Raw genomic sequence first — 26,626 nt, forward strand, 5'->3', positions numbered from 1 at the left:
GGCGGGTTTGGTGGCGGCATGCACGCCGGTTGGGCCCTTAGCGCAGGGGATAAGTACTGGTGACTGTTTGCGAGACGCAACAGCCCCCGCGAGATCGCTCTCGCGGGGGCTGTGGTCGTGGCGGGACCCCTTTCGATCAAGCCCTGCCAAGGGCTCTGGCGCTAGCTTGGACTCAGGCGTCGGCCTTCTCCTTTTTCGCCTTGCGGCCAGCCGCCTTGCCGGTGGGTGTGCTCGCTTCGTCCCTGGCGTTCTGTCGGGCCTTTTCCGGGGCCTTTTCCGGGGCCTTGGCAGGGTCATCGGCAAGCGCCCGGGCCGGCGCGCGCGCTTCGCTCTTCTTGATCACGGTGGTGCCGGCGAAGGTCTCTCCCTCTACATAGACCTCCCCGTAGTAGGACGCTCGCAGCACTTCCTTGAGCTCGCTGATCAAGGGGTAGCGCGGGTTGGCGCCGGTGCACTGGTCATCGAAGGCTTCCGCGGCCACTTCATCGAGCTTGGCCAGGAAGTCGGCCTCGGGGACGCCGGCGTCCTTGATCGAGGCGGGGATGTCCAGCTCGCGCTTGAGCTCATCGAGCCAGTTGATCAGGCGCTCGACCTTCTGGGCGGTGCGGTCGCCGGCCAGGGACAGCCCCAGGTGATCGGCGACCTCGGCGTAGCGGCTGCGCGCCTTGGGTCGGTCGTACTGGGAGAAGGCGGTCTGCTTGGTCGGGTTGTCGTTGGCGTTGAAGCGCACCACGTTGGTGATCAGCAGCGCATTGGCCAGGCCATGGGGCAGGTGGAACTCGGCGCCGAGCTTGTGGGCCATGGAGTGGCACACGCCAAGGAAGGCATTGGCGAAGGCCATGCCGGCGATGCTGGCGCCACTGTGGACCTTCTCGCGGGCCACGGCGTTGCGCTCGCCCTCACGGTAGCTGGCCGGCAGGTACTGTTTCAGCAGCTTCAGCGCCTGCAGCGCGTGACCGTCGGAGAACTCGTTGGCCAGCACCGAGACGTAGGCCTCCAGCGCGTGGGTCACGGCGTCGTAGCCGCCAAACGCGGTCAGCGATCTGGGCATCTTCATCACCAGGTTGGCATCGATGATGGCCATGTCCGGGGTCAGTTGGTAGTCCGCCAGCGGGTACTTGATGCCGGTGGCGTCATCGGTAACCACCGCGAAGGGCGTGACCTCGGAGCCGGTGCCGGAGGTGGTGGGGATGCACACCAGGCTGGCCTTCTCGCCCATGGTGGGGAACTGGTAGATCCGCTTGCGGATGTCCATGAAGCGCATCGCCAGATCCTGGAAGTGCACGTCCGGGTGCTCGTACTTGACCCACATGATCTTGGCGGCGTCCATCGGCGAGCCGCCACCGAGCGCCAGGATCACGTCGGGCTGGAAGCTGGCCATGGCCTCGGCGCCCTTGTCGACGATCGACATGGTGGGGTCGGCCTCGACGTCGTAGAAGGTGTGGACCTCCATGCCGAGGCCCTTGAGCAGGGCCATCAGCTCATCGGCGTAGCCGTTGTTGAACAGGAAGCGGTCGGTGACGATAAAGGCGCGCTTCTTGTCCTTGAGGTCGGTCAACGCCACCGACAGGCTGCCGCGACGGAAGTAGATCGATTCGGGGAGCTTGTGCCACAGCATGTTTTCCGCCCGGTTGGCCACGGTCTTGGTGTTGATCAGGTGCTTGGGACCGACATTTTCGGAGATCGAGTTGCCGCCCCAGGAACCGCAGCCGAGGGTCAGCGAAGGCGCCATGTCGAAGTTGTACATGTCGCCGATGCCACCGTGGGAGGTGGGGATATTGACCAGGATGCGCGCGGTCTTGAGGCGGTCGCCGAAGTAGCGGATACGTGACTGCTGGGTGTCCTGGTCGGTGTAGAGCCCCGAGGTGTGGCCGATACCACCGAACTCGACCATGGTGCAGGCCTGGTCCACCGCGTCCTCGAAGGAACTGGCGCGGAACATGCCGAGCGTCGGTGACAGTTTTTCGTGGGCAAAGGCGTCGTCGATGCTGACCCGTTCGCCCTCGCCGATCAGGATCTTGGTGTCGGCGGGCACCTCGATGCCGGCGAGCCCGGCGATAGTCGCCGCCGACTGGCCGACGATGGCGGCGTTGAGCGCGCCATTTTTCAGAAGCACCTGACGGACCTGGTCGGCCTCGTCGGCGGACAGCAGGTAGGCCGCGTGGGAGGCGAAGCGTTCACGCACCTCGTCGTAGACCTCATCGAGCACGATCACTGCCTGCTCTGAGGCGCACACCACGCCATTGTCGAAGGTCTTCGACATCAGGATCGAGGCCACCGCGCGCTTGATGTCAGCGCTCTCGTCGATTACCACCGGCACGTTGCCGGCGCCCACACCGATGGCCGGCTTGCCCGAGGAGTAGGCCGCCTTGACCATGCCGGGACCGCCGGTGGCCAGGATCAGGTTGATCCCCTCGTGCTTCATCAGGGCCTCGGACAGCGCCACCGAGGGCTGGTCGATCCAGCCGATGATGTCCTGCGGTGCACCGGCAGCCACCGCCGCCTCCAGCACCAGCTTCGCGGCGGCGTTGGTGCAGTGACGTGCGCGCGGGTGGGGCGAGAAGATGATGCCGTTGCGGGTCTTCAGCGAGATCAGCGCCTTGAAGATGGCGGTGGAGGTGGGGTTGGTGGTGGGGATGATGCCGCAGATCAGGCCCACCGGCTCGGCGATGGTCATGGTGCCGGCTTCATCGTGGGTAGCGATGACGCCGCAGGTCCTGTCGTCCTTGTACTTGTTGTAGATGAACTCCGAGGCAAAGTGGTTCTTGATCACCTTGTCCTCGAGCACGCCCATGGCGGTCTCTTCCACCGCCTGGCGGGCCAGCGGTATGCGGGCCTGGTTGGCGGCAAGCGAGGCAGCGCGAAAGATCGCATCGACCTTCTCTTGAGAGAAGCTGGCAAAGACCCGTTGCGCGGCCTTGACCCTGGCGACGAGGGCGTCGAGTTCAGCGAGGTTGGTAACAGCCATTATTGGCCTCCAATAGCGTGACAAAGGAAAGAAAAGCGACCTGCGAAACCTCCTCGGTGTATACGGTGCCTGCTGCTCGGGCCTTGGCAAGCTGGTGGCTCGGGCGTCGGCGGGCATAAGGCTCGTGCGGCGGCGAGCATAAGGCTCGGGCGTCGGCGAGCATAAGGCTCGGGCGTCGGCGAGCATAAGAAGCAAAGCGGCTTGAAAAGTGGCTTGATGTCTTCCCGTCGAGATTCAGTCTATGGCTGTCTCGATTCAGCTCTGCTGACAGGGGTCAGTTTTGTCGCCGGTATTCCGCTGATTCGAACATCATGATGATCGCAAGCATCAGCCCGGCCTATCCGTGGGCTGGGGTAGGGAGGGCGCTTCAGCCGAGCCCCCTGTGGAGGAGGAGAGGTAGGCTCCACCTCGGTCAGGAGAGGCCATTGGCAATAATGTCAGGACACAAATCGTCACTCCGACGGGTCTTGCGACCCGAGTGATGGTTGACTAGCCTTGTGTGACGATAGTTGGACGAAAGCTATACAGAACGAAAGGAGTCGTTATGTGGAGCCTCAAGGATTTTCATCTGCAGCCGATCGCCGGTGAATGGAGGGCTGGAAGTTCCGGCGAGTCGCTCAAGGTGATGGACCCCTACCACCAGAAACAACTGGTGGAGATCACCCAGGCAGATTGCTCCGACGTCGAGCGTGCCTTTGATGCGGCCGACCGAGCGCAACGGCAGTGGGCGGATACCAGCGCTACCCACAGAGCGGCTGTACTGCGCCGTGTCGCCGAACTGATGGAAGAGCGCAAGGATGAACTGGTCGAGTGGCTCATCCGCGAGTCGGGCAGCACTCGCATCAAGGCCGAACTCGAGTGGAACAATGCCTGGGAGATGTCGCTCGAAGCCGCCGCCATGGCCACTCGCGTGCAAGGTACCACTGCCGCTTCGAGCGTCCCGGGCAAGGACCATAGGGTCTATCGCAAGCCGCTGGGCGTGATTGGCGTGATCAGTCCCTGGAACTTTCCCTTCCACCTGACCCAGCGCACCATCGGCCCCGCCCTTGCGCTGGGTAACGCCGTGGTGCTCAAGCCTGCCAGCGATACCCCCTTGACCGGTGGATTGCTGCTGGCACGGCTTTACGAGGAAGCGGGGCTGCCGAAGGGGCTCCTCAGTGTTCTGGTTGGTGCTGGCAGCGAGCTCGGCGACCCGCTGGTCGGACATCGGCTCGCCAAGCTTATCTCCTTCACCGGTTCCACCGAGGTGGGCCGACAGATCGCCAAGGGGGCGGTCGGCGGAGAACATATCAAGCCAGTGGCACTGGAACTCGGGGGCAACAGTCCCTTTGTGGTGCTCGATGACGCTGACATCGATCGGGCCGTACGGGCGGCGGTGGTCGGCAAGTTCATGCATCAGGGCCAGATCTGCATCGCCATCAACCGTATCATCGTCGATGCGTCGATCCACGACGCCTTTGTCGAGCGCTTCGTCGAGCGGGTCAAGGGGCTCAAGGTCGGGGACCCCTCCGACGCAGATACCGTCATCGGACCGATCATCAACGATCAACAGCTAGACGGGCTGAAGGACACCATCGACAGGGCCCGGGAGTCTGGTGCCCGGGTGGCGCTCGAGGGCTCTCTTGAAGGCCCTTGCCTGTATCCCTGGGTGTTCAGCCATGTCAGCGAGGAGATGGACCTGGCCTGCAACGAGATATTTGGTCCGATCGCCGGCATCATCAAGGCCGACGGTGAGGCCGAGGCGATACGCATCGCCAATGCCACCGAGTATGGCCTCTCCGCAGCGGTCTTCAGCGGTTGTCCGGCGCGCGGCGAACGGGTGGCACGCCAGATAGAGTCGGGAATGGTGCACGTCAATGACATGCCGGTGAACGACGAACCACACATGCCGTTCGGTGGTGAGAAGAATTCCGGGATCGGCCGCTTCAACGGCGACTGGGTGCTGAACGAGATGACAACCGTGCAATGGGTCAGCGTCCAGCACGAGCCTCGCGACTATCCCTTCTGATGGATTCCTCGGATACGGTGCGAAGCGCGTGCCGCCTGCTAGAGTCAAGTAGACTTAGGGTTGTGGATTGAACCCTCTGTGAGCGTCCCTGGACCCTGGCCAGGGTCAACCGACAGCGCTAGGGTGAAAGGGAATCACGACCAACGTCTTAGACAAGGAGATGTTATGAAAAACAGCACGATGCGTCGTTTCGGAATGGCTTTCGTGATCGCGATGATGGCGGGTGGTCTGGCCGCCTGCGAAGAGGAAGGCCCTGCCGAGCAGGCCGGCGAGGAAATGGATCAGGCGGTCGAGGATGCCGGTGAGTCCATGGAAGACATGGGCGAAGAGATGGAAGAGTCGGCCGAGGAAGCCACCAACTGATGTGACAGGCGTCACCGTCAGCGGCGCTATGCCGAGAGAGGCAGCGTGAAGGACGGGTCTGCTCACACTGACCTTGTGGGTCGGTGATGTCGCCTGTCTTCGCCGCTGAGGAGTATCAGGATAAGAGGTCTGTCCCCAGGGGCAGGCCTTTTCTGTGTGCAACGGAGTTGTTTCATGATCAAGCGGATCAAGATCGCGGCGGCACTGAGCGGCCTGATGATGTCCCAGGCAGTAATGGCCGCCGCGCCCGAAACGTCACACTGGTCCTACACGGGAGACACGGGACCTGCCCACTGGGCTGACATCGCCGACGACTTCAGTATGTGTGGCCTGGGTCGCAACCAGTCGCCCGTCGATATCGATGGCGCTATCGATGCCGAACTTCCACCGCTACAACTTGACTACGCGACCACCGGGACCAGGGTCTTCAACAATGGCCACACGGTGCAGGTAGCCTCCCCCGAGGGCAACACGCTGACGCTTGATGGGGATCTCTTCACCCTGCAGCAGATGCACTTCCATGCGCCTTCCGAGCACACGGTAGACGGACAACGTTTCCCGCTGGAAGCGCATCTGGTGCACAGCGACAAGGACGGCAATCTGGCGGTGGTCACGGTGCTGTTCGAGCAAGGCGAGGAAAATGCAGCATTGCGCTCGCTTGCCGATAGCCTGCCGGATACCGCCGGTGAACATGCCGACGTAGCCGATACCGTGAACTTCACGCAGATGTTGCCGGCCCAGCATGACTACTATCGCCTGAACGGTTCCTTGACCACGCCACCCTGCTCCGAAGGCGTCCGCTGGGTGATCATGCAGAGCACGCAGGGTATTTCATCTGAACAGGTCGAGTCGTTCTCTGCTGCGATCGGGGAAGCCAATAATCGGCCGCTGCAGCCTCTGAATGCCAGAGTGCCTCTCAAGTAGTTCCGTCTCTCGACAACACCTTGTCACATGGTGGTAACCATCGCTCCCGGACGTCGTCGGCGCTGCTGCGCTGGGTCAGGGAAGTGCGCTTGCATGGCATCATTGATGCCGACGGTACTAGCCAAGTCGCGATTGTCACTCTAATGTAAACGGGGAAGTTACAAATTTTTCTCCTGGAGGTGCTTCATGAAGCAAGGAATGTTTCGTCGTCTGGCCCTGGCCAGCGCTGTGGCGTCCATGATGCTGGTACTGGCGGGTTGCGAGGACGACGCGGCCGAAGACGCTGGCGCTCAGGTGGACGATGCACGCGAAGCGGTGGAAGAGCAGGCGCAGGAGACCGCCGCCGAAGCGGAGCAGTTGGCCGAGGACGCCGGAGAGGCGATGAGCGAGACCGCCGACGATGCCGAGCAGGCGATGGATGAAGCCGCCGCCGAAGCGGAGCAGCAGGCCGAGGACGCCGGAGAGGCGATGAGCGAGACCGCCGACGACGCTGAGCAGGCGATGGATGAAGCCGCTGCCGATGCCGAACAGCAGGCCAAAGAGGCGGAGCAGGCGATGGATGAAACTGCTGCCGACGCTGAACAGGCGATGGATGAAGCCGCCGCTGATGCCGAGCAGCAGGCCGAGGACGCCGAGCAGGCGATGGACGAAACCGCTGCCGATGCCGAGCAGGCGATGGACGAAACCGCCGCGGACGCCGAGCAACAGGCCGACGAGGCTGCCGCAGGAGCCTCCAACCTGGTCGACGACGCTCAGGAAGCGCTGGGTGATGCTGCCGATGCCGTGCAAGAGCAGGCCAACGAGGCCATGGAGGGCATGAGCAATCTGGCAGAGGACGCCCAGAATGCCCTGAGCGATATGGCCGGTGACGCCGAACAGGGGGCCGATGCGGCTGCCGAGAGCGCGGGTCAGGCGGTCGAGGAAGCCGGTGACGAGGTCGAGCAGGCGACCGACGAGGCGGCCCAGTAAGTCGAACCTTCTGGTCGGGGCTTTTGCTCCGGGCGTCGGTTCTACAGGCTCGGTTTCTTCAGGCTTGGCGCCTTCATGGCGCCTTCAGACGCACCCACCGGCCCTTGAGCCCGTCAGAAACACAAAAAGGCCGAGATCCTGGATCTCGGCCTTTTTGCGTTGCCTATCTGTGGGCTGGGTGGCCATCACTGCCCGCCGCTGAGGGCGGCAGGCAGCGACGATGATCAGCCGTTCTGCTCGATGCCCTGGATGTACCAGGGGGCATCGTCACGCATTTCGCGGATCAGGTGCCAGGTCTCGTTGAACTCGGTTTCGCTGCCGTTTTCCTTGAGCACGCCGTGGAACAGCACCCGCGCCTCGGCCTGGTTGGCGAACTCCTGAACGCCGCCGAGCTCCGCAAACAGGCGCACGATTTCGGTCTGGTTGTTGGCCGGCTCCTGGGCCCGCTGTTCACGCAGCAGGTTGTAGAGTTCCGGCGTCACGTACTCCTGGATGCGCGGCAGGTCGTTGTTGTCCCAGGCCCGCTGCAGGGTCATGAAGTGCTCCTTGGCGCCGCCGAGGAAGCGTTCACGGTCGAACCAGGCGGGGTCTCCCTGAGGCCCTCCGGTCTGAGTGCCTGCGCTGTGGGCACCGAGACCTCCGGCGGAGCCTGGCATGTTGAACGGTGAGCTCTGGTGCTGTTCACGGTGCATGCCGGATGAACCGCCTCCCGCCGATGCGGTGGCCGTGCGCCGCCGTGCCAGCAGCTTGAACAGCAGGAAGGCCGCGCCTGCCATCAGCAGCAGGTCGACCATGCCGAGGCCATCGAAGGCGCCGCCGAAGAACAGCGCGCCGAGCAGGCTGCCGGCCAGCAGACCGCCGAGCATACCGCCCATCAGGCCGCTCTTCTTGCCGGCGGTCGGGGCGGCGTTGGGACGAGCGGTGTTCTGTGACTGGGTCGCACTGGGGCTGGCCTGGCGCGAGTAGGAACCAACACTCTTGCCGCCACCCAGGCGGCGGGCGTCGGCGCTGTCGACGGCAAGGCCGAAGCCCATCACGCCGACAAGGATCATCACGAGAAGGTGACGCATCGAAGACATCTCCGTAGTTCGGCCTGCATTGGCCAGTCTGGGCCTTTGACCCTGGTGGTCAGAGGCACGTCGCTCGTCCATTCTAGCGATAACGGGCGCCGCGGGAAGCCGTGTACAACGAAAAGTCGAGGAGACCCCATGCTGATCGAACGTAGTGACAGTCTGCTGCTGGTGGTCGACGTGCAGACGGCATTGATGCCGGTGGTGGAAAGAGGGGATCAGGCGATCACCGAGATCGGCTGGCTGGCGGCCGTGGCAGAGCGCCTGGAGGTGCCCGTGTGGGTGACCGAGCAGTATCCTCAGGGGCTCGGGGCGACCGAGCCGCGACTGAAATGTGCCCTGCCACAGAGCACCCGCTGGTTCACCAAGAGTCACTTCAACGCCTGCCGGGAGCGCGATATTGCACAGGCCTTCGAGGCGGCTGCGCCGCGTCAGGTCGTGATTGCCGGGGCCGAAGCCCACATCTGTGTGCTGCAGACGGCACTTGGCCTGCTGGAACGGGGTGTCGAGCTGTTCTGGCTGGTCGAAGGCTGCGTCAGTCGCCGCAGCGATGAAGCGAGACTTGCCGGCGAGCGCGCAAGACAGGCCGGCGCCTGGCAAGTCAGCGCCGACATGGTGGCCTACGAATGGCTGGAACGCTGTGACGACGCGGCTTTTCGCGAGGTGCATCGTGAACTGCTTCGCCCCAGGGCGTCCCGGCCGCTGCGGCTGGCGCCCTGAGGATCACAGCTGGCGCGCCAGCCAAGCCAGTCAATAAAGCCACTCCTTCATGATCGCTGAAAGGTGGCACCGTGCACCGTCTGCGGCGCTCAGGCGAGACGCTACCGGCGTAGCGGCGGCGCGACTCAGGCGGGGTTGTCGCGGGTGAACACCAGGGTACCACCCTCGGACTCGGCGGCGTTGAAGCGGTACCCGGCCACGTCGAAGTCCTTGAGCCCTTCCTTGTCGTCCAGGCGTTGCTGGATCATCCAGGCGGCCATCAGTCCCCGGGCCTTCTTGGCGTAGAAGCTGATGATCTTGTAGCGATCGTTCTTCCAGTCCTTGAACACCGGGGTGACCACTTCGGCCTTGAGCTTTCTGGCATCGATGGCCTTGAAGTACTCGTTGGAGGCCAGGTTGACCAGCACAGGTGTTCCGCTCTGTGCCACCGCCCGGTCGAGCTCCTCGGTCAGCAGCGGCTTCCAGAAGGCGTAGAGGTCCTTGCCCTTGGCGTTTTCCAGACGGGTGCCCATTTCCAGGCGATAGGGCTGGATCAGATCCAGCGGGCGCAGCAGGCCATAGAGGCCCGACAGGATGCGCAGATGATCCTGGGCGAAGCGGTTGTCGGCTTCATCGAAGGCGTCGGCCTGCAGGCCGACGTAGACGTCGCCCTGGAAGGCCTGGGCGGCGACCTTGGCGTTGTCCGGAGTGAACGGGGTCTGCCACTGTCCGAAGCGCGCTGCGTTGAGTCCGGCGATCTTGTCGCTGACGCCCATCAGCTCCGAGATGCGGGCCGGGCTGTAGTCGCGCAGGATGTCGATCAGCTCGCGGGAGCGGTCGAGATAGTCGGGCTCGCTGTGGATATCGGTGGTGGCCGGGGTCTCGAAGTCCAGCGTCTTGGCCGGAGAGATCACGCTGAGCATGGGCGTGCTCCTGATGTCAGGTAGGGAAAATTGGCAAGTGGCCGTCATTGTACCAAGCCCCGCCGCCGCTCGGGACGAGGGCGAGGCTATGGACGCCATAGTAAAGAGGGCATGCCTGCCGGCAAGGGCAGGCGTTGTTCTCTACTTGAGGCCGGGGCAGGGGGGCGAGGCCGCTTCAGGGGCTGGGGTTGGGCAGCCTGTGATGGATGGCCTCGATGTCTTCGATGACTTCGTCGGCCAGCACCAGGGCCTCCGAGGCGAGGTTGCTCTCGAGCTGCTCCATGGTGGTCGCGCCGATGATGTTGCTGGTCAGGAAGGAGCGCGAGTTGACGTAGGCCAGCGCCATCTGGGCCGGGTCTAGGGCGTGCTCGCGGGCCAGTTCGACGTAGGCCCGGGTGGCATCGATCGCCTGATCGGAACTGTAGCGGCTGAAGCGGTCCCACAGGGTCAGGCGGGCGCCGGGCGGACGGGCGCCATCCAGATACTTGCCCGACAGCACGCCGAAGGCCAGCGGCGAGTAGGCCAGCAGTCCTACCTGTTCGCGGTGAGCGATCTCGGCCAGCCCCACCTCAAAGGTCCGGTTGAGCAGGTTGTAGGGGTTCTGTATCGAGGCGACCCGCGGCAGGCCCAGGGACTCGGCCAGTTGCAGGCAGCGCATCACGCCCCAGGGGGTCTCGTTGGACAGACCCACGGCACGTACCTTGCCGGCATCGACCAGTTCCTTGAGGGCCGACAGTGTCTCTTCCAGATCGGTGGCCTGCTCGTCCTCGTCGTGGGTATAGCCCAGGCGACCGAAGAAGTTGGTCGAACGGTCCGGCCAGTGCAGCTGGTAGAGATCGACGTAGTCGGTGTTCAGGCGTGCAAGGCTTGCGTCGATGGCCTCATGAAGATGGGCGCGAGTCAGGCGAGGTCCGCCGCGGATGTGCTTGATACCGGGGCCGGCAGCCTTGGTGGCGATGACCACGTCGTCGCGGCTTTGGCGGCCCTTGAGCCAGGAGCCTACATAGCTCTCGGTCAGTCCCTGGGTTTCGGCCTTGGGTGGCACCGGGTACATCTCGGCGGCGTCGATGAAGTTGACGCCGAAGGCCACCGCGCGGTCGAGCTGGGCATGGGCCTCGGCCTCGGTGTTCTGCTCGCCGAAGGTCATGGTTCCAAGGCACAGGCGACTGACGTCGATGCCGGTGTTGCCAAGGGGACGGATCTGCATGGGGACTCCTTGTGGTAGGCCTTTGTCAGGGGGGGCGCAGCGCCGCCGCCGGACCGTTTTTGCTGCAAAGCATCGAGATGGTACCTTTGGCCGATAGGGGTCGCCAAATCCCGGGGGTTGAGTCCGTATCGGGCCAGGCGTATGCTTGCCACCCCGTTGCCGCGGAGGAGTCCGTGGCACCGTCGATTCAACAGGAGATCGCCCGCGACACAGGAGGTGTCCGGTCCGACTTCCATCCTTTGGACTCAAGGTTGTTGCCATGCAGCAGGCATCGTCACTGAAGACGCGGCTCGAGTACCGTCTGGCCCAGCAGTTGTTTCACACTCGCTGGTTGCCCCGCTCGCCGCGAACCCAGAGGCTGACCATGCGTCTGTTTCAACGCTGTGCGGACGCCGGGCACCCGGCGGCACTGTCGTTGTACGGGCACATGCTGTTTCACCGGTCACGGGCACCCCAGGACAAGGCACGCGGCGCTCGCTACGTGCTGCAGGCCGCCCATGGCGGGGACGTCAGGGCGCAGTACCAGGCAGGCCAGATCCACGAACATGGCTGCGCGCTGTACCCGGCGCGCCACGACCACGCCGTGACCTGGTACGCCCGTGCCGGGGAAGCAGGTCATGCGTTGGCGGCGGCGCGCCTGGAGCGCGCCTACCGGGATGGTGAGCTGTCGCTACCGGTGGATCCAGAGCGTGCCGCCTACTGGGCGGTGCTGGCTTCTTCAGGGCAGGCCTCGTCAGGACAGCCCTCGTCAGGGCAAACCTTGGCACGGCAGGCCTCGCCAGGTTCGGCCAATAGCGCCCTGGCCAATGGACAGCCTGTTCCGGGGCAGTCCGCCAGGCAAGACGGTGTCACGCTGGACAAAGCGGAAGCCCAACAGCGACACTAGAGGTATCAGGCGCGGCGGTTGGGTCGCGCACGGGTCCCGGTGAGGCCGAGACGAGCGGCGGTTCAGGATTCCCTGGCCGCCGCTGGTAGTTTGGGCCTCGGGTACGGTTTTCGTTGTCGGGTGACGTCGGGGAGGCGTTTTGGCCGACTGTCACGACGAGGTTTGCTGCCTGTGGTGTTACCGACTCTGCTGGATATCGAAGCCTCTGGATTCGGGCGCGGCAGCTACCCGATCGAGATCGGCCTGGCGCGGCCGGACGGCAGCTGCTGCGCCTTTCTGATTCAGCCCCTCGAGGAATGGACCCACTGGGATCCCAAGGCCGAGCTGCTGCACGGGATATCCCGGGCCCGGCTCGAGCGCGAGGGCTATCCGGTACGTCACGTCGCCCGTTGGCTTAACGATGAGCTGCACGATATCGGCATCGCCTACAGCGATAGCTGGGGGTACGACAACACCTGGATGTCGCTGCTGTTCCACCACGCCGGCATGATTCCCGCCTTCCGCCTGGAAGCGCTGCGGCGGTTGCTCGACGAGACCCAGATGGCGATGTGGAGCGACATCAAGGAGTCGGTGATCGAGGAGCGGGGCATCCAGCGCCATCGCGCCGGCGAGGACGCCCGGCTGCTGCAGTTGACCTTCGCCCGCACCCAGGAGCTCAGCGCGCGCCGCTGACGCTCACTGTTTATCGCTCTCGCTGACGCTCACTCTTTCTCGCGTTCTTTCTCGCACTCTTTGCCGCGTTCTTTGCCGCGCTCTTTGCTTCGCCATGGCGCCGCTCTATGTGGCGCCGCTCTCTATGGAGCTGTTGGGAGCCTGCCTATCTGAACAGTTACCCACAGCCGGTCCGGCTGACCGTCTGTGGATAACGTATGATGGTGTGCACTTCCAGGGAGCGAGATCAATCGGCGGCGACACGCAGCAGCAGCTTGCCGGTGTTGGCATTGTCGGCGAGGTGCTGGTGGGCGGCCTCGACCTCCTCGATGGGCCAGTCGGCGTCGATCAGCGGAGCGAGCTCGCCGCGCTCGAGCCTTGGCCACACGTGGCGAGCGAGTTCACCCAGAATCCTGCCCTTGTCTTCCGGTGACCTGGCCCGCAGGGTCGAGCCGATCAGGCGCTGGCGCTTCATCAGCAGGCGGCCGATATCGAGCTCGGCGTGGCGTCCGCCCATCAGCCCGATCACCACCATTCGTCCATCGGCGGCCAGCACCCGTTGATTGTCGGCCAGATAGCTGGCCCCCACCGGGTCGAGGATCAGGTTGACCTCGCCGAATGCCTTGACCGCCTCGACGAAACTGCCCTGGTGGCGGTTCCAGCCCGCCCTGGCACCCAGCGACAGGCAGCGCTTGAGCTTTTCATCGCTGCCCACGGTGACAAAGCAGGGGTGACCGAACTCGCGGCACAGCTGGATCGCGGCGGTACCGACGCCGCTGGCGGCGGCGTGCAGCAGCACCTGCTCGCCTTCGGCGAGTTGGCCTTCGATGAACAGGTTCAGCCAGGCGGTGGCGTAGACCTCCGGCAGGGCGGCGGCCTCGCGCAGGCCAAGGCCATCGGGCACCGGCAGCACCTGGCGTTCGTCCACGCAGACCTTCTCGGCGTAGCCGCCACCGGCCAGCAGCGCGCACACTTGCTGCCCAACCTGGAGCTTTTCGACCTCGGGGCCGAGCGCCACCACGCTACCGCTGACTTCCAGTCCCAGCACCTCGGAGGCGCCTGGGGGCGGTGGGTACTGACCGGCGCGCTGCATCAGGTCGGCGCGATTGACGCCGGCCCAGGCCACCTCGATATGCACTTCTCTGGCCCGGGGGGCGGGGAGATCGTCGGTGGACCGCCAGATCAGGCGGTCGCCGTCTTGCTGCATGGCGTACATCGGACATCCTCCATGATGAAATGAGAGGTCTACGAGGCGGTTGAGAAGCCGCTTGGACGCAGGAGCCTAGCGCTTGTCCAGGCGGGCCTCGAGCGCCTCCAGCAGGGCGTCAGGGGTGTCTGCACTGATCAGCGTATCGAGCGTGGCGGTGTCGAGAAAGCCCTGCTCCACCCCGGCGTGGAGGAACCTAAGCAAGGGGCGATAGAAGGCGCAAGTGTCGAGAATGCCGATGGGCTTGGCGTGCAGGCCGAGGTAGCGCCAGGTCCAGGTCTCGAAGAATTCCTCCAGGGTGCCGATCCCGCCCGGCAGCATCACGAAGGCGTCGGCGTTGGCCGCCATCTGGGCCTTGCGCTCGTGCATGTCGCCGACACGAACCAGTTCGGTCAGGCCATCGTGGGCCAGCTCCCGGTCCACCAGGTGGTGGGGCATGACCCCGATGACCTGGCCTCCGGCCTCCAGGGTGGCATCGGCCAGCGCGCCCATCAGGCCGACACTGGCGCCACCGTAGACCAGGCCATGGCCGCGTTCGGCCAGGCGCCGGCCGAAGGCGCGGGTATCTTCGAGAAAACGGGGATCTTCGCCCTGGCGTGAACCAAGATAGACACAGATCTGGGCCATGGAACGTTCTTCCTGTCGCGGCGTGAAGGGGGAGAGCGCTTGTCTGCGAGCAGCTCAGGGCAACAGATCGATGATGCCGTAGTGCTCGTCGACCCACTGGCCGATCACGTTGTTGCCGCACAGATGATGGGCGTACTGGGTGTGCAGGCAGCGCACCTGATCGTGGTTGGCGATGCCGCCGATGCCGCGTTCACGCAGCACCTTGTCATAGCCCAGACGCTCGACCTCGGCACGCTGCTCGGCGCTCATGTGCGCCCAGCGGGTGGCGATGTAGTCCTGGTGGCTTGCATGGTAGGCCGCACGGAAGTCGTCATCTTCCTTCAGCCGGGCCTCCAGCGACTTGATCACGCCGGCTGCCTCGATCCGTGACAGCTCCACCTTGAGCAGCTCGGAACTCAGCCAGAACAGGGTGGGAAACGGCTTGCCGTCGACGATCGGGGCCATGCGCAGCACCAGCGGAGTGCCTTCGCCGTCGGTGGCGGCAAGGGCCTCGATGCCGCGGGGCTCGCGACCGAGCTGCTCGGCGATGATCGCCGTCTGGGCGGCATCGGGGGGCGTGTCAGGACGGATCACCATCGGGGTTGTCTCTTACGAATTTGGTGGAGCGCCCCACCGCGCGAAAGAAGGCACGATTGAGCTGTTCCGGGGTGGGGACGTAGGCCTGCTCGCGCTCGATGAACTCGGCGCCGCGTGCGATCAGCACGTCGTAGAGGCGATTGAACGGGGCATCATAATCGTAGGGATCGGCGCCGAACAAGCGAATGTGCGGATAGTCGGCGAAGCGCTCGAGGAAGAAGGCTTCCAGGCTGGCCTCGGCGGCGCGATGGCGGACCTTGTCGTCCGGGTCCAGCCACAGGGTGTAGCGGATCGCCATGGGCACCTCTGGTGTCGATATGGCTCCACCCTAGCATTTTTGCCATTTTGACGCTTGTTCGGCCGGTCTTTTTACCGCGAACGGGGCAGTCTCGAAGGGCTAGCTCGAAAGGCTGTCTCGAAGCGCTATCTTGAAACGCTATCTCGAAGCGCTATTTCGAAGGACTATCTCGCCAGCGCCACCACCTGGGCATCGGTCAGCGCGATCAGGTCGTCCGGGGCCAGGGTGATTTCCAGGCCGCGGCGTCCGCCGCTGACGTGGATCTGGCTGTGGTCGTGACAGCTGTCATCGATAAAGGTGGCCAGACGCTTCTTCTGACCCAGCGGGCTGATGCCGCCGACCACATAGCCGGTGGCTCGTTCGGCCGCTTCGGCCTCGGCCATGGCGGCCTTGCGACCCTTGGCCGCCTTGGCCAGGGTCTTGAGGTCGAGCTTGCGCGATACCGGCACGATGGCCACCACCAGGCGCTGGCCATCGATGCTTGCCAGCAGGGTCTTGAACACCGCCGCGGGGTCCAGCCCCAGCGCCTCGGCCGCCTCCTCGCCGTAGGCCGGCGAGCGCGGGTCATGCTCGTAGCTGAGGGTGGAAAATGGTCTGCCGGCCTTTTCCAGCGTCTTGACGGCAGGGGTCATGGTCAGGCGATCTCCGGTTCGTGAAGGTGCTCCATCAGGGCTTCGCGCAGCTCGCCTTCAATCGGCACCGCCTTCTTGGTCTGGTGGTCGAAGTGCACCAGCACGGTGTGGCCGAGATTGGTCAGCTCGCCCTTCTGGTGGGCTTCCTGGGTCACGGTGAAGGAGCTGTTGCCCAGGCGTGACAGGTAAGTGCGAACCTCGATGTCATGGCCATAGTGGAGTTCGGCGCGATAGTCGATCTCCATGCGTGCCATGATCAACCGCCACTTGGCCGGGTCCAGGTCCGGGGTGAACAGGCGGAAGAGGTCATTGCGTGCCAGCTCGAACCAGGCCGGCAGGCGGGTATTGTTGACGTGACCGAGGGCGTCGGTGTCGTAGAAGGCGGGCTCGATGGTGCGGGTCAGCATAGGGCGTTCTCGTTTGTTGTGGTGGCGATGTGGTGATGTCAGGGTTTCAGGATTATCCCAAGCAAGCGCTAGGTCAAGATGCGGGCGTCGGCGCGCCCGTCTTGGCTCAACGCTTGGCTCAGCCTTTAGCTCAGCCCTTGTCTCTCAACTTCGGCGGCCTGCCCACCACTGCTGCACGCGCATCCACGACAACAGCCACAGGGTGGCGGCGGCGAAGCCCAGCAGGGTGCCTGGCCACAGGCCGAGGCTTGCGTAGGTCAGTGACACCACCAGGGCGTAGCACAGAAGCGAGCCCAGGCCCGCAGGATAGTGCTTGATGACCGTGGCCACTGGCGCTGCCCCCTGGGTCAGGTGGAGGATCACCAGGAACGGGTACATGGTCACCGGGAACGCCGCCATGACCCCGGCCCAGGCGCTCGGCACCACATGGGCGAGGCCGGTGATCAGGAAGATGATGCCCGCGGCGAGCCCTGCCCGCAGCGCCAGCGCCGGCCAGGAGAAACCGCCCTTGGGGGTGGCCTTGACGTCGGGGACCCGGCGATACAGCCAGGTGAAGACGATGATGGCGGCCAGGGTGGTGAGGGTGCCTCCGAGGCGGCTGAAATCGACCTGGGTCAGCAGGCTGCTGGCGGCGAGCCAGGCGGCAAGGCCACCCGCGGTTCCCTGGGCCACGCCCTTGAGCCCGTCACCGCGTGCGGCCAGCAGGTAGCCGCCGCCCAGCGCCAGGGTCGCGGTGAAGCCGGCCAGGGTGTGTACGGCGCTGTCGCTGGCGAACTGGGGCGACAGCTCCAGGCCAATGAAGAACAGTGCGATGGCGGTGCCCAACGGGTAGCCGGAGAGCAGGCCGGCGACCCGGGGGCTGACCCGCTCGGCGATGACCGACAGGCCGAGCACGACGCCGACGGAGATAAGCAGTTTGGCCAGTTGCCAATGAAGGGGGACGTCCATGAGGGGAGGGGGTTCCTTGGGTTATCGTATGTATCTGGTGACCAGGTTCAAGCGAGATGACCATGACCGAGCTGTCGCCGCCCCCGAGGCCGGAGCGCTGCGAGCTGTGCGCGCGAGGGGCGCCCCTGACCAAGCATCATCTGATACCGCGTTCGCTGCACGGCAAGGCGCGCTATCGCAAGCGCCACGATCGCGTCGAGCGCCTGACGGCGATCCTGTGGGTGTGCCATGGCTGCCACCGCCATCTTCACGCGCTGCTGAGCGAGCGTGAGCTGGCCGACCATTATCGCAGCCGCGAGGCGCTGCTGGCACATCCGGAGATTCGTTCCTTCGTCGAATGGCTGTCGACCAAGCCGGATGGGTTTCGGCCGAAGCGGCCGACCCGGCGAAGAGGCTAGGGCTTCAGTGCGGTGCCTAGACCAGCCTGAGCCCCTGGCGATCGACCCAGGCGGCGGTCACCGCGGCCGCCAGCGGTTGGCGAAGGTGTTCCGGCAGGGCATCGACGGCGGCGTCGCGGCTGTCGAAGGCGCGATTGCGCAGCCAGCAGTAGGCCCAGGCGCAGGCCTCGGGCTCATCGCCGGGTGTCGGCCGCGCAGGCATCTGGACCAGCAGGAACAGCGCGGTACGCACCGCCCAGTGGGGTGGGATCTCGTCGTTGTCGGCGGCGGCCCAGCGCTCCAGTGTGGCGCCGTCCGGGGTCTCTCCCGGGTCGCCGAGGCCGGCGACCCGGGCGGTTTCTGCCAGGATCAGCGCCAGGCGATCGGGGTCGCCGCGTCCAAGCGCCAGCCACTGGCCGATCAGGGCAGGCATTCCTCGGCATACCTTGGCGAAGAATCCGTGATGCGGCATGGTGCTTGTCATGGGGGAAGCGTCCTTCAAGTGCTTGGCCAGGGTATCCTGGCAACCGACCAGCCATCGTCAGGGAGATGACCATGAAACCCGATTTTGCCACGCCGATCGATCGACGACAGCCCCGCGGTGATGATCGTTCGCCACATTGGCCGTCACAGAAGTGGCACCGCCACGGTGATGACGTCCTGCCGCTGTGGGTCGCGGACATGGACTTCCGCTCGCCCGAGGCGGTGGTCGAGGCGCTGTCGGCGCGCATCGATCATGGCGTCTTTGGCTACGGTCTGGTGGCGGAAAGTCTGGAACAGACGCTGATCGACTGGAGTGCCACCCACTATGGCTGGGACATCGAGGCCCGCTGGCAGCACTGGCTGCCGGGGGTGGTACCGGCGTTGCACCTGGCGAGCCTGGCCTTTACCGAGCCTGGCGATGGGGTGCTGACGGTGACGCCTATCTATCCGCCGTTCTTGCAGGTGGCCAGGCGCACCGGGCGCCTGCCCCAGCAGGCAGCCATGCGCCCGCCCCAGGCGCCGGGCGAGCCCTGGACGCTGGACCTCGAGGCGCTGGAGGCGGCGATCACCGAGCGGACCCGGCTGCTGTTGTGGTGCCAGCCCCACAACCCCACCGGACGAGCCTGGCGCCGCGACGAGCTCGAAGGACTCGCCGAACTGGTCGAGCGTCATCAGTTGATCGTGGTTTCAGACGAGCTGCACTGCGACCTGCTGCTCGACGAAGGAGCGCGCCACCAGCCCCTGGCCGCCGCCTTCCCGGCGCTGGCCGATCGCATCATCACCCTGTGGGCGCCCTCCAAGACCTTCAATCTGGCTGGGCTGACTGCCGCCTGCGCGATTTGCCCCGACGCCGGCCTGAGAAAGCGCTTTCGTGATACCGCCAAGGGATTGATGCCGGACGCCAATGTGCTCGGGCTGGTGGCGGCTGAGGCCGCCTATCGCCACGGCGAGCCCTGGCGCCAGGAGTTGTTGACGGTACTGCGTGGCCACCGCCAGACGCTGGTCGAGCGCGTCGCTGGCTGGCCCGGCGTGGGCTTCAGCGCCCCCGAATCGACCTATCTGGCCTGGCTCGATCTGCGCCAGTCGACCCTGGGTGGCGAGGAGTCGCCGGCCAAGGCATTGCTCGAGCGAGCCGGGGTCGCGCTGTCGGATGGCGCCGACTTCGGCTGGCCGGGCTTTGCGCGGCTCAATTTCGGCACCACGGCCACCCAGCTTGACGAGGCGCTGGCGCGCCTGGACCAGGTGCTGGGCGGCTGAGTGGCGCTGGCGTAATAACCTCAACAACGAAAACGGGGCCCTCGAAGGGGCCCCGTTTTCATCTTTTTTAGGCGATGAGCGGCAAGGCGCTCGACGTCTCGATCCCCTCAGTAGAGCAGGGCGAACAGCTTGCGGCGGTAGCTCACCGTCAGCGGATGATCGGCGCCGAGTGCGTCGAACACCCGCAGCAGGGTCTTGCGCGCCAGGTCGTCACCGTAGGCACGGTCGCGCTTCATCACTGCCAGCAAGCCTTCCAGGCCGGGTTCATAGTCACCGTCGGCCACCTGGCGCAGCGCCCTCAGATAGTTGGCCTCGCTGTCGTCACGCCCCTCCAGGGCGGCCAGGGTCTCGGCGTCGGGCGCTTCTTCGCCGAACTCGATGCTGGCACGAACGCCGCGGGCCTCGGGACCGTCGCGGTCTTCCGGAGGTAGCGCGTCAAGCAGGGTGCGCGCTTCGTCATTGCGACCTTCCGCCACCAGCACTCGGGCCATCTGGATCTGGTAGGCCAGGTGGTCGGGGTACTGCTGCGTCAGCTGCTGCAGGATCTCCAGCGCGGTGGCGGTGTCGCCCGCCGCCAGGGCCTGCTCGGCCTGTTCTTCGGGGCTTGCCGGAGCATCTTCCGGGGCCGGGAAGTAGCGGCCCAGCCACTCGCGAATTTCCTTTTCCGGCAAGGCGCCCTGGAAGTGGTCCACCAGACCGCCCTGACTGATCAACTTGACGTCGGGTACCGAGCGTACGCCGAGCTGGCCGGCGATGTCCTGGTTGTCGTCGATGTTGAGCTTGGCCAGCAGGAAGGTGCCGGCGTATTCGCGGGTCAGCTTTTCCAGCACCGGCATCAGGTTCTTGCAGGGCTCGCACCAGGGGGCCCAGCAGTCCAGCAGCACCGGGATGCGCATGGACAGCTCCAGCACCTGCTGAATGTTGCTGCGGTCGACGTCGAAGATCAGGTCGCTGTCGGCCGGCCCCTGGGACGCCGCGGCGGCACCCAGGGCGGGTTCGCTGCTCGGATCGCTGCTCAGAGGTTCGCCTGTACGAGGGTCGACGATGGGCATGGGACACAACCTTGTCAAAAGTGAATTGCCCTAAAGATGCGGGCGACGGCCACCGACTTCAAGGCGCCTGCCGATACGCAGGTTGTATTGTCGAGGCGCTCGCGATGTTCGAGGCTGGGCACCCGCAGCTGCAGATTATTCATCGGCTCCGGGCGGCCAGCGGCCTGCGTCGATCAGGGATCGGAACCACTTGGTCATGGCTGCATCTTCCACGGCGTATTCACCCCGGCTCGATTTCCACGCAAGGGGTGGGGTGCGTTCCCGTAGACTCTCCAGGGCTCGCTGAGCTTTTTGTGCAGAAACCGGCTTGCCGGTGATCCGCCGATAAAAGGCCAGCGATTCGGCATTGTACGGACGGAACCCCTCTCTCATCTCGAGCATTCGCCACAGCACCGCCTGCTGGACGGGGTCCAGGCCGAGGTAATCACTCGCCATGTCCTGCTCGACATCTCGCTGTCGAGCCTGTGCGAGTGATACGAGCCGCTGCTCGAATCGGTTTTCATCCGCAGCCAGGGGGCTCATCGCTTGGCCGAGCGCCTCCATGAACAACTGGGGACGAAACCCATAAGCCGTGAATGCCTGCAGCAGCATGTCCGTGTCCACCGGGGCCTGCGCTGGCTGCTGGCGCTCGATGAGATCGGCGATGTGCTTGATAAAAGCCTTGCCGAGCAGCGGCATCTGCTGGATCTGTGATCCGTAGAAGGGGGCAGAATGGCTGTTGACAAGCCGGAGCAGCTTGTCGCGATCGGACCCCGACATGACCAGCATCAGCTGGATGTGGTCGGGCGAATTGAGCTGGTCCCGCGCCGACTTCAGGGCGGCCATGAGGGTGTTGCCAGCGTCGGTGGTTACCGCTTGCTGGGCCTCATCAATCACCAGGGCAACTGGCCTGCCCCCGGCCTCGATGAGCAGGCGTAGTGCCTCAGGGAGGGAGGCGCCCCCGTTGTCTGTGGGGGTGGCATCGAGCTGGATCCATTGTCCGAGCCCTACCTTGCTGATGCCCCACCGTGCTGCCAGCTTCTCGATGGCGGGACGGTGCGGGGCCATGGCTTCCTGAATGGCAGCCTGAATCAGCTGGGCGGGGTCGCGCTGCTGATCCGACCAGAGGTCGACATAGACCACCTCGACGCCTTGTGTCTCCAGCGTGGGCAGCAGGTCGTTGCGCAGGAAGGTAGTCTTGCCGGTCCTGCGAGGGGCGGCAAGGAACAGGCCATTAGGCGCGTCGCTGAAGAGGGTGTGCCCCCTCACGGCGTCCGCCATGTCAGCGGCCAGCTGATGCCTGGGAAAGTAGATCATGGCTTTACCAGTTTTTATCTGAATTCCTATAATTTATCAGACTAGCCGTAAAATGGCGTAAAGCAACGCTCCTGCCCATGATGGCTTCCGCTCCGAGCGGCCTGGCCAGGAGAGATGCGCGTTCTGTAGTAGGCGTGACGGCGGTTGTGCTGGCCCGCGGATGGCCCACGCGAAATGAGCTGGCCCTCAGTCGCTGGACGTTTCATACGGTCCGCGCGGTGATGGAGAGTTCCAGCACCGGCATCAGATGCTTGCAGGGCTCGTATCAGGGGGGCTGCAGGCCAGCAGAACCGGGATGCGCATGGACGGCTCCAGTACCTGCTGAATATTGCTGCGGTCGACGTCGAAGATCAGGTCGCTGTCGACGGTCGATTCTTGACCGACTCGGGTTGATCGAGGTCAGCTCTTCGACGAAAGAAGGAGGGGTGGATGGCTAATCCGGGGACACGGAAGCGCCAAAAAATATCGAATTGGCACAGAAAAATTAAGATTTAATCAGGGGGCGGGCTTCGCAATACAGGGATGCCGCAATGGCGTCTAGTGGCGAAGCGCTGGCCTCGGCCAGCACCGGACAGCCAACAAAAAAACGAGGCAGTCCCGAAGGACTGCCTCGTTTTCGTATTTGGTAGCGGGGACCGGATTTGAACCGATGACCTTCGGGTTATGAGCCCGACGAGCTACCAGACTGCTCCACCCCGCATCAACGAGGACGTAGTATACGGATAATTCTGGCTGCGTCAACCCTGTGCGATTTCGGGTGTGATGGGTCGTGCCGTTCGGGCGCTGTGGTCCATACTGGAGGGGCTGTCATGCAAATGTCAGTGCTAGACGCTAGCCTGGTGGATAGTCGTTGTGGACGTTGATTCGACGCAGTACCACGACGAAGGCCTGCCGAGGTAGGCAGGTGGGGCTGGACGTCGCAGTGGCAGGAGGCCACCCGCGATCGCTCTGGGCCCGAGGTTCCTGGTTGCGCGAATGCGCAGCACCAGAGCATCCACTGCTATACATGCTTGCAACAACAAGTGCCGTCGCCAAGCGGCGGCGTGAAGGACAATCAGGGAGGTCGTCTATGACTCAGCAAAAGCCCGTCGCGTGGGTCACCGGTGGTACTGGTGGTATCGGAAGCTCAATCTGTCGCGAACTGGCGGATGCCGGCTATCAGGTAGTGGCCGGTTACAACAATCCTGACAAGGCCAAGACCTGGCTGGAGACCCAGAAGTCGGATGGCTATGACAATATCGACATCGCTGGCATCGATCTGACCGATTTCGAGGCCTGCCAGAATGGCGTCAAGGCGATCGAGGACCAGCATGGGCCGATCGCAGTGCTGGTCAACTGTGCCGGTATCACCAAGGATGGCACCTTGAAGAAGATGTCGGCGGACCAGTGGAATGTGGTCATCGACACCAACCTCAACAGCGTCTTCAATACCTGCCGCAGCGTGATCGAGAGCATGCTGGAGCAGGGCTACGGACGGATCATCAACATTTCGTCCATCAACGGCCGCAAGGGTCAGTTCGGCCAGGTGAACTATTCCGCCGCCAAGGCCGGCATGCACGGTCTGACCATGGCGCTGGCGCAGGAAACTGCGACCAAGGGCATCACCGTCAACACCATCTCGCCTGGCTATATCGCCACCGACATGATCATGAAGATTCCGGAGAAGGTGCGCGAGGCCATTCGCGAGACCATCCCGATGAAGCGGTACGGCACGCCGGAAGAGATCGGCCGCCTGGTCAATTTCCTGGCCAGCAAGGACAACGGTTTTATCACCGGTGCCAATATCGACATCAATGGCGGTCAGTTCATGGGCTGACAGACGTCGCGCCGGGCTCACGAGGCTCGGCGATGTACATTTCGCCAGAAACCACGATGCGAGGCCAAAAGGCCTCGCATCGTGGTTTTCAGGGGTTGAAAGAGGGGGGAGGCACGGCAAGCCGTGCATCGCTCAGGGTGGTGGCAGTTGACTCAGCCCATCCAGCAGGGCGTCGAGCTCCTGTACCTCGCGCTCCCACTGCTGGCGCGACACTGGACCGGTGGCCAGCAGCCCACACAGTACCGAGATCAGCTCGTCTTCCCGGCTCGGCGCCTGGCCAAGGCTGTCGTTGAGACGGTCGACCTGGATCGCCAGGCGCAGTGGCTCGTCCTGGTGGCCGATCGGATGGCCCGCCAGGAGCGCCAGGTGCACCCGCAGTCGTGCCAGACGCTCGGCGACTTCCTCCGCTGGAGCAGGATCGCGTCGTGCGGCGTTGCGCTGTGCGTGGGCCTGTTTCAGCGCCGGCGGCAACGATAACGCGGCGGGAATCTCCACATCACTGCAGAGGCGGCCGGCGAGGCAGTCATCGTCTGCCTCAAGGTGCTGCAGAATCAGGGGTTTGACCTCGCGCCAACGACCGACGACCTCTGCCACGGAGAGCCGTTCCAGGCGCTCGCGCCGAGCCCGTACGATGCCGGTCCAGCGCTTGCGCATGCCTTCGGTGCGCCGGCCCGATGGCAGCGGTTCCAGCGCGCTGGCCTCATCCACCGCCTTGTCCAGCCAGTCGGCTTCGCTGCTTGCCGCGGGTTGCCAGGCATCGATGCGGTCGATCAGGGCCTGCATCTGTTCCAGGCGCTCGCGAGCACGCTGGGCACGATCATCGCGCTCGGCGTCACGCTGGGCGAAGATCTGGTCGCATAGTTGGCGGAATTCTCGCCACAGGGTCTGCTCCTCGCCCTTGGGCGCGCGCCCCAGTTCGCGCCAGCGCTGTTGCAGTGCCTTGGCCTGGTCGGCTCGCTGGCGTGCCGGCAGTCGTGCATCGACCAGCGCTCGGGCCTGGTCGATCACCTCACGCTTGGCGTCGGCGATCTCGTTGGCGCGGCGATCGATCAGCGCCTGCAACTGGTGCCGGATGCGGCCGAAGCGTCGTCCGATGGCCTCTGCGTGATCGCGCGGGACAGGGGCGGTGCGGCGCCACTGTTCCCTGGCCTGGTCGCGGATCTCGCGCAGCGCGTCGGGGTCGGCCTGGGCGGCGGGCTGCTCCAGAAGGGCCTCGATCTGCTCGCACAGCGCTTCGCGCTCTGCCAGGTTGGCCTCGCGCAGGCGCTGTTGTTGTTCACGCCAGGCCTTGAGCGACTCGCGAATACGTTCGGAGGTTGCCCGAAAGCGCTCGGACTGCTCGCGGTTGGCCGCGGCGTCACCCAGTGCCTTCCACTCCTTGACCAGCTGGCGATGGCGGCGGTCACGGTCACGGTCGGTGAGGGTGGCGTCCTGCTCCAGGGCCTCGATGGCCTGGCACAGTTGCTCGCGCTTGGGGCCGGCGACGAAGCCGCGCCAGTCGCGCAGTTCGGCGAGTCGTGCGCCGAGGCGCTTGAGTCGTGACTGCTGGGCGCCGGCCGAGGACGGCAGTTGATCGGCGAGGTGGCGAAGCCGCTGGTGCAGGCGACTCGCTCCCTTGAAGGTACCCTCGTCGAGCAACGCCTCGAGACGATCCAGTTCCTCATCGAAGCGTGTGAGCTGGGACTCCGACGGTTCGTCCCCGGAAAGATCCTTCTCCAGGCGAAGATGGTGTCGCGCACGTTCGAGCCGCGGGTCTGGCGGCAGACCTTCGGGCCACTTGCAGTCGCTCACCAGCTGCTTGAGCGCAGCCTCGTCGCCGGCCTTGATGGCTTCCTCCAGCGGCAGGGCGCGCTCGACCAGGCGCTGGTGGGCCTGGTTGATGGCGTCGTAGTTCTTCAAGGCCTTGTCGTAGCGCTGGCGCAGGCCGTCGTCGGCCAGGTGGATCTCGGACAGTGCCTGCCAGCGGTTGGCCATCAACTGCTTCTGAGCGCGCAGGCTGGCCAGGTCCTGTTCACCGACATATTCGCCCTGATAGAGCGCGGCCAGGCTTTCTTCCAGCGCCATGACCAGTGCCTCTCGGTCCTGGTCGGCCTGCTCGCGGCGCTGCCGGTCGGCACGCAGGGCGTGTTCCTGGGCCTCGTGATCGTGAATCACCTTGCGACAGCGCAGGCTGGCCTCCTGGTAGCGCTGCTCCTGCCCGGCGTCGGGCAGATCTGCCAGTCGAGACCACTCGCGCTCCAGATGGCGGAAGCGCCCAGCGTAGAGAGGCTCCCAGGTGGCACGGGCGTGCTGCTCGAGACTGGCCAGCAGTTGCTCGCGTCGTTCCCGAGCCTGTTCCACGGCGTCGGCGTCGGCGCGCAGTCGTCCCAGGCGTTCCTTGGCGTCGCGCACCACGTGGCGATCCCGGCGGGCCGCCTGGGCCAGCTGCTTGAGACCTTCCTCGGAGGTGACCCGCTCGGCGGCGGCGTGACGTACGGCGGCGATGCCGTTGTCGCAGGCCTGGCGAATCAGGGCGGCCTCGTCATCGAGCCTGGCCAGGGCGGCGAGTCGCAGCTGCTGGTTATCGCCCTGGAGGGCGATCTCCTCGAGCATCGCCGCGTCGTCCAGGGACTCGACGATCTGCTGGCGGCGGCCAAGTTCGATGCCGCCCTGGCGACCGATCAGCAGCGCGATGAGCTGACGATCCAGCTCGCGTGATCCTTTACCCCCGACGCGCAGCTCCAGCAGTCGCTGTGGGTCGTCCAGGCGCCTCGCCGCGGCGAGACGGACGTCGGGCTCGGTGTCCTGGACCAGGGTCTCGAGGGCCTCGCGTTGGCTCTGGGGGTCGAGCCGTTCGGCGGCATCGCGTCGGACCTGTGGATCGGGATGTCGCCAGCGTGGCGAGAAAAGGCGGCGGAGGAGTCCGGGCATGGGGCTTCCTGCAAAGAAATAAAGAAAGGTGGCGAAACGGCTTCACCATCTTGTTATTGCGCCAGGCAAAGC

24 protein-coding genes, 1 tRNA gene and 1 pseudogene are annotated in these 26,626 nt (G+C 64.8%); 10 read left to right on the forward strand and 16 right to left on the reverse strand.

Annotation, left to right across the window (positions count from 1 at the left end):
* Positions 1 to 172: 172 nt before the first annotated feature.
* The gene (gene adhE, locus NFH98_RS02265) at positions 173 to 2,968 is read right to left on the reverse strand and encodes a bifunctional acetaldehyde-CoA/alcohol dehydrogenase (protein WP_349622162.1); all 2,796 of its coding nucleotides are present in this window, start codon (positions 2,966 to 2,968) and stop codon (positions 173 to 175) included.
* Positions 2,969 to 3,512: 544 nt separating this feature from the next.
* On the opposite strand from adhE, the gene NFH98_RS02270 reads away from it, so the two are divergent.
* From NFH98_RS02270 to NFH98_RS02285, 4 genes are all read left to right on the forward strand, one after another.
* Positions 3,513 to 4,976: an aldehyde dehydrogenase family protein gene (locus NFH98_RS02270; protein ID WP_349622163.1), complete on the forward strand. Its 1,464-nt coding sequence runs from the start codon at positions 3,513 to 3,515 to the stop codon at positions 4,974 to 4,976.
* Positions 4,977 to 5,141: 165 nt separating this feature from the next.
* Positions 5,142 to 5,339, forward strand: coding sequence for a hypothetical protein (locus tag NFH98_RS02275; RefSeq protein WP_349622164.1), 198 nt, complete (start codon positions 5,142 to 5,144; stop codon positions 5,337 to 5,339).
* Positions 5,340 to 5,513: 174 nt separating this feature from the next.
* On the forward strand, positions 5,514 to 6,263 hold the full coding sequence (locus NFH98_RS02280; RefSeq protein WP_349622165.1) for a carbonic anhydrase: 750 nt from the start codon (positions 5,514 to 5,516) through the stop codon (positions 6,261 to 6,263).
* 186 nt (positions 6,264 to 6,449) lie between these two features.
* On the forward strand, positions 6,450 to 7,232 hold the full coding sequence (locus tag NFH98_RS02285) for a putative sodium/potassium/calcium exchanger (RefSeq protein WP_349622166.1): 783 nt from the start codon (positions 6,450 to 6,452) through the stop codon (positions 7,230 to 7,232).
* Between the two features lie 224 nt (positions 7,233 to 7,456).
* Here the strand turns inward: NFH98_RS02285 and NFH98_RS02290 are convergent, their stop codons facing one another.
* The gene (locus NFH98_RS02290) at positions 7,457 to 8,302 is read right to left on the reverse strand and encodes a Tim44 domain-containing protein (protein ID WP_045991358.1); all 846 of its coding nucleotides are present in this window, start codon (positions 8,300 to 8,302) and stop codon (positions 7,457 to 7,459) included.
* A 138-nt stretch (positions 8,303 to 8,440) separates the two neighbouring features.
* Here NFH98_RS02290 and NFH98_RS02295 point away from each other — a divergent pair, with 138 nt between their 5' ends.
* Complete coding sequence (locus tag NFH98_RS02295) at positions 8,441 to 9,022, forward strand: isochorismatase family protein (RefSeq protein ID WP_349622167.1); 582 nt, start codon at positions 8,441 to 8,443, stop codon at positions 9,020 to 9,022.
* Positions 9,023 to 9,147: 125 nt separating this feature from the next.
* Here NFH98_RS02295 and yaaA read toward each other — a convergent pair whose 3' ends face one another.
* Together yaaA and NFH98_RS02305 are read right to left on the reverse strand one after the other, a co-directional pair.
* Entirely contained in the window at positions 9,148 to 9,924 is a 777-nt protein-coding gene (gene yaaA, locus NFH98_RS02300; RefSeq protein WP_045991356.1) for a peroxide stress protein YaaA, read from the reverse strand.
* Between the two features lie 175 nt (positions 9,925 to 10,099).
* Positions 10,100 to 11,131, reverse strand: coding sequence for an NADP(H)-dependent aldo-keto reductase (locus NFH98_RS02305; protein ID WP_349622168.1), 1,032 nt, complete (start codon positions 11,129 to 11,131; stop codon positions 10,100 to 10,102).
* Between the two features lie 259 nt (positions 11,132 to 11,390).
* On the opposite strand from NFH98_RS02305, the pseudogene NFH98_RS02310 reads away from it, so the two are divergent.
* Positions 11,391 to 11,846 (forward strand): annotated as a pseudogene (locus tag NFH98_RS02310) (tetratricopeptide repeat protein); the annotation flags it as partial.
* A 336-nt stretch (positions 11,847 to 12,182) separates the two neighbouring features.
* The gene (locus NFH98_RS02315; protein ID WP_108131597.1) at positions 12,183 to 12,689 is read left to right on the forward strand and encodes a hypothetical protein; all 507 of its coding nucleotides are present in this window, start codon (positions 12,183 to 12,185) and stop codon (positions 12,687 to 12,689) included.
* 226 nt (positions 12,690 to 12,915) lie between these two features.
* Here the strand turns inward: NFH98_RS02315 and NFH98_RS02320 are convergent, their stop codons facing one another.
* The 7 genes from NFH98_RS02320 to NFH98_RS02350 all read right to left on the reverse strand — a co-directional run bounded on the left by NFH98_RS02320 (position 12,916) and on the right by NFH98_RS02350 (position 17,363).
* On the reverse strand, positions 12,916 to 13,884 hold the full coding sequence (locus NFH98_RS02320) for an NAD(P)H-quinone oxidoreductase (RefSeq protein WP_213230538.1): 969 nt from the start codon (positions 13,882 to 13,884) through the stop codon (positions 12,916 to 12,918).
* A gap of 66 nt (positions 13,885 to 13,950) precedes the next feature.
* Positions 13,951 to 14,502, reverse strand: a complete 552-nt coding sequence (locus NFH98_RS02325) for an LOG family protein (protein ID WP_349588656.1) — start codon at positions 14,500 to 14,502, stop codon at positions 13,951 to 13,953.
* 54 nt (positions 14,503 to 14,556) lie between these two features.
* Complete coding sequence (locus NFH98_RS02330; protein ID WP_045991352.1) at positions 14,557 to 15,078, reverse strand: DUF501 domain-containing protein; 522 nt, start codon at positions 15,076 to 15,078, stop codon at positions 14,557 to 14,559.
* Positions 15,062 to 15,376, reverse strand: a complete 315-nt coding sequence (locus tag NFH98_RS02335) for a hypothetical protein (protein ID WP_045991351.1) — start codon at positions 15,374 to 15,376, stop codon at positions 15,062 to 15,064. The genes NFH98_RS02330 and NFH98_RS02335 overlap by 17 nt, the downstream gene beginning before the upstream one ends.
* Before the next feature lie 164 nt (positions 15,377 to 15,540).
* Positions 15,541 to 16,008: a Cys-tRNA(Pro) deacylase gene (gene ybaK, locus NFH98_RS02340; RefSeq protein ID WP_045991350.1), complete on the reverse strand. Its 468-nt coding sequence runs from the start codon at positions 16,006 to 16,008 to the stop codon at positions 15,541 to 15,543.
* A 2-nt stretch (positions 16,009 to 16,010) separates the two neighbouring features.
* The gene (locus tag NFH98_RS02345; protein WP_045991349.1) at positions 16,011 to 16,415 is read right to left on the reverse strand and encodes an acyl-CoA thioesterase; all 405 of its coding nucleotides are present in this window, start codon (positions 16,413 to 16,415) and stop codon (positions 16,011 to 16,013) included.
* A 144-nt stretch (positions 16,416 to 16,559) separates the two neighbouring features.
* A complete protein-coding gene (locus NFH98_RS02350; protein ID WP_108131196.1) occupies positions 16,560 to 17,363 on the reverse strand; it encodes a hypothetical protein in 804 nt (267 codons plus the stop codon).
* Positions 17,364 to 17,425: 62 nt separating this feature from the next.
* On the opposite strand from NFH98_RS02350, the gene NFH98_RS02355 reads away from it, so the two are divergent.
* A complete protein-coding gene (locus NFH98_RS02355; RefSeq protein WP_045991373.1) occupies positions 17,426 to 17,761 on the forward strand; it encodes a hypothetical protein in 336 nt (111 codons plus the stop codon).
* A gap of 16 nt (positions 17,762 to 17,777) precedes the next feature.
* Here the strand turns inward: NFH98_RS02355 and NFH98_RS02360 are convergent, their stop codons facing one another.
* Positions 17,778 to 18,212 (reverse strand): hypothetical protein, encoded by a 435-nt coding sequence (locus tag NFH98_RS02360; RefSeq protein WP_045991372.1) that lies wholly within the window; start codon positions 18,210 to 18,212, stop codon positions 17,778 to 17,780.
* A gap of 83 nt (positions 18,213 to 18,295) precedes the next feature.
* Between NFH98_RS02360 and NFH98_RS02365 the strand changes: the two genes are divergently transcribed.
* Positions 18,296 to 19,480: a MalY/PatB family protein gene (locus tag NFH98_RS02365; RefSeq protein ID WP_222568285.1), complete on the forward strand. Its 1,185-nt coding sequence runs from the start codon at positions 18,296 to 18,298 to the stop codon at positions 19,478 to 19,480.
* Between the two features lie 107 nt (positions 19,481 to 19,587).
* Here NFH98_RS02365 and NFH98_RS02370 read toward each other — a convergent pair whose 3' ends face one another.
* The 3 genes from NFH98_RS02370 to NFH98_RS02380 all read right to left on the reverse strand — a co-directional run bounded on the left by NFH98_RS02370 (position 19,588) and on the right by NFH98_RS02380 (position 22,528).
* Positions 19,588 to 20,532 (reverse strand): tetratricopeptide repeat protein, encoded by a 945-nt coding sequence (locus tag NFH98_RS02370; RefSeq protein ID WP_349622169.1) that lies wholly within the window; start codon positions 20,530 to 20,532, stop codon positions 19,588 to 19,590.
* Between the two features lie 135 nt (positions 20,533 to 20,667).
* Positions 20,668 to 21,828, reverse strand: coding sequence for an AAA family ATPase (locus NFH98_RS02375; RefSeq protein ID WP_348827537.1), 1,161 nt, complete (start codon positions 21,826 to 21,828; stop codon positions 20,668 to 20,670).
* A 623-nt stretch (positions 21,829 to 22,451) separates the two neighbouring features.
* Positions 22,452 to 22,528: transfer RNA gene (locus tag NFH98_RS02380), tRNA-Met, on the reverse strand.
* A gap of 369 nt (positions 22,529 to 22,897) precedes the next feature.
* On the opposite strand from NFH98_RS02380, the gene phbB reads away from it, so the two are divergent.
* Complete coding sequence (phbB, locus tag NFH98_RS02385; protein ID WP_045991345.1) at positions 22,898 to 23,644, forward strand: acetoacetyl-CoA reductase; 747 nt, start codon at positions 22,898 to 22,900, stop codon at positions 23,642 to 23,644.
* A gap of 132 nt (positions 23,645 to 23,776) precedes the next feature.
* On the opposite strand, the gene NFH98_RS02390 is transcribed toward phbB, so the two are convergent.
* Complete coding sequence (locus NFH98_RS02390; RefSeq protein ID WP_348827538.1) at positions 23,777 to 26,554, reverse strand: DUF349 domain-containing protein; 2,778 nt, start codon at positions 26,552 to 26,554, stop codon at positions 23,777 to 23,779.
* Positions 26,555 to 26,626: the final 72 nt, after the last annotated feature.

The sequence above is a fragment of the Halomonas sp. H33-56 genome (assembly GCF_040147035.1).
In the GTDB taxonomy this organism is placed as follows: Bacteria; Pseudomonadota; Gammaproteobacteria; order Pseudomonadales; family Halomonadaceae; genus Halomonas; species Halomonas litopenaei.

Excerpts from the sequence above, each read along its gene's own strand:
- NFH98_RS02345 (WP_045991349.1), bottom strand. The coding sequence starts at position 16,415 with ATGCTGACCCGCACCATCGAGCCCGCCTTCTACGACACCGACGCCCTC.
- NFH98_RS02365 (WP_222568285.1), top strand. The coding sequence starts at position 18,296 with ATGAAACCCGATTTTGCCACGCCGATCGATCGACGACAGCCCCGCGGT.
- NFH98_RS02280 (WP_349622165.1), top strand. The coding sequence starts at position 5,514 with ATGATCAAGCGGATCAAGATCGCGGCGGCACTGAGCGGCCTGATGATG.
- NFH98_RS02295 (WP_349622167.1), top strand. The coding sequence starts at position 8,441 with ATGCTGATCGAACGTAGTGACAGTCTGCTGCTGGTGGTCGACGTGCAG.
- NFH98_RS02335 (WP_045991351.1), bottom strand. The coding sequence starts at position 15,376 with ATGGCGATCCGCTACACCCTGTGGCTGGACCCGGACGACAAGGTCCGC.
- NFH98_RS02390 (WP_348827538.1), bottom strand. The coding sequence starts at position 26,554 with ATGCCCGGACTCCTCCGCCGCCTTTTCTCGCCACGCTGGCGACATCCC.
- yaaA (WP_045991356.1), bottom strand. The coding sequence starts at position 9,924 with ATGCTCAGCGTGATCTCTCCGGCCAAGACGCTGGACTTCGAGACCCCG.
- NFH98_RS02285 (WP_349622166.1), top strand. The coding sequence starts at position 6,450 with ATGAAGCAAGGAATGTTTCGTCGTCTGGCCCTGGCCAGCGCTGTGGCG.
- NFH98_RS02370 (WP_349622169.1), bottom strand. The coding sequence starts at position 20,532 with ATGCCCATCGTCGACCCTCGTACAGGCGAACCTCTGAGCAGCGATCCG.
- adhE (WP_349622162.1), bottom strand. The coding sequence starts at position 2,968 with ATGGCTGTTACCAACCTCGCTGAACTCGACGCCCTCGTCGCCAGGGTC.
- NFH98_RS02355 (WP_045991373.1), top strand. The coding sequence starts at position 17,426 with ATGACCGAGCTGTCGCCGCCCCCGAGGCCGGAGCGCTGCGAGCTGTGC.
- NFH98_RS02350 (WP_108131196.1), bottom strand. The coding sequence starts at position 17,363 with ATGGACGTCCCCCTTCATTGGCAACTGGCCAAACTGCTTATCTCCGTC.
- NFH98_RS02330 (WP_045991352.1), bottom strand. The coding sequence starts at position 15,078 with ATGGTGATCCGTCCTGACACGCCCCCCGATGCCGCCCAGACGGCGATC.
- NFH98_RS02360 (WP_045991372.1), bottom strand. The coding sequence starts at position 18,212 with ATGCCGCATCACGGATTCTTCGCCAAGGTATGCCGAGGAATGCCTGCC.
- NFH98_RS02325 (WP_349588656.1), bottom strand. The coding sequence starts at position 14,502 with ATGGCCCAGATCTGTGTCTATCTTGGTTCACGCCAGGGCGAAGATCCC.
- NFH98_RS02290 (WP_045991358.1), bottom strand. The coding sequence starts at position 8,302 with ATGCGTCACCTTCTCGTGATGATCCTTGTCGGCGTGATGGGCTTCGGC.
- NFH98_RS02305 (WP_349622168.1), bottom strand. The coding sequence starts at position 11,131 with ATGCAGATCCGTCCCCTTGGCAACACCGGCATCGACGTCAGTCGCCTG.
- NFH98_RS02270 (WP_349622163.1), top strand. The coding sequence starts at position 3,513 with ATGTGGAGCCTCAAGGATTTTCATCTGCAGCCGATCGCCGGTGAATGG.
- NFH98_RS02375 (WP_348827537.1), bottom strand. The coding sequence starts at position 21,828 with ATGATCTACTTTCCCAGGCATCAGCTGGCCGCTGACATGGCGGACGCC.
- NFH98_RS02320 (WP_213230538.1), bottom strand. The coding sequence starts at position 13,884 with ATGTACGCCATGCAGCAAGACGGCGACCGCCTGATCTGGCGGTCCACC.
- ybaK (WP_045991350.1), bottom strand. The coding sequence starts at position 16,008 with ATGACCCCTGCCGTCAAGACGCTGGAAAAGGCCGGCAGACCATTTTCC.
- NFH98_RS02275 (WP_349622164.1), top strand. The coding sequence starts at position 5,142 with ATGAAAAACAGCACGATGCGTCGTTTCGGAATGGCTTTCGTGATCGCG.
- phbB (WP_045991345.1), top strand. The coding sequence starts at position 22,898 with ATGACTCAGCAAAAGCCCGTCGCGTGGGTCACCGGTGGTACTGGTGGT.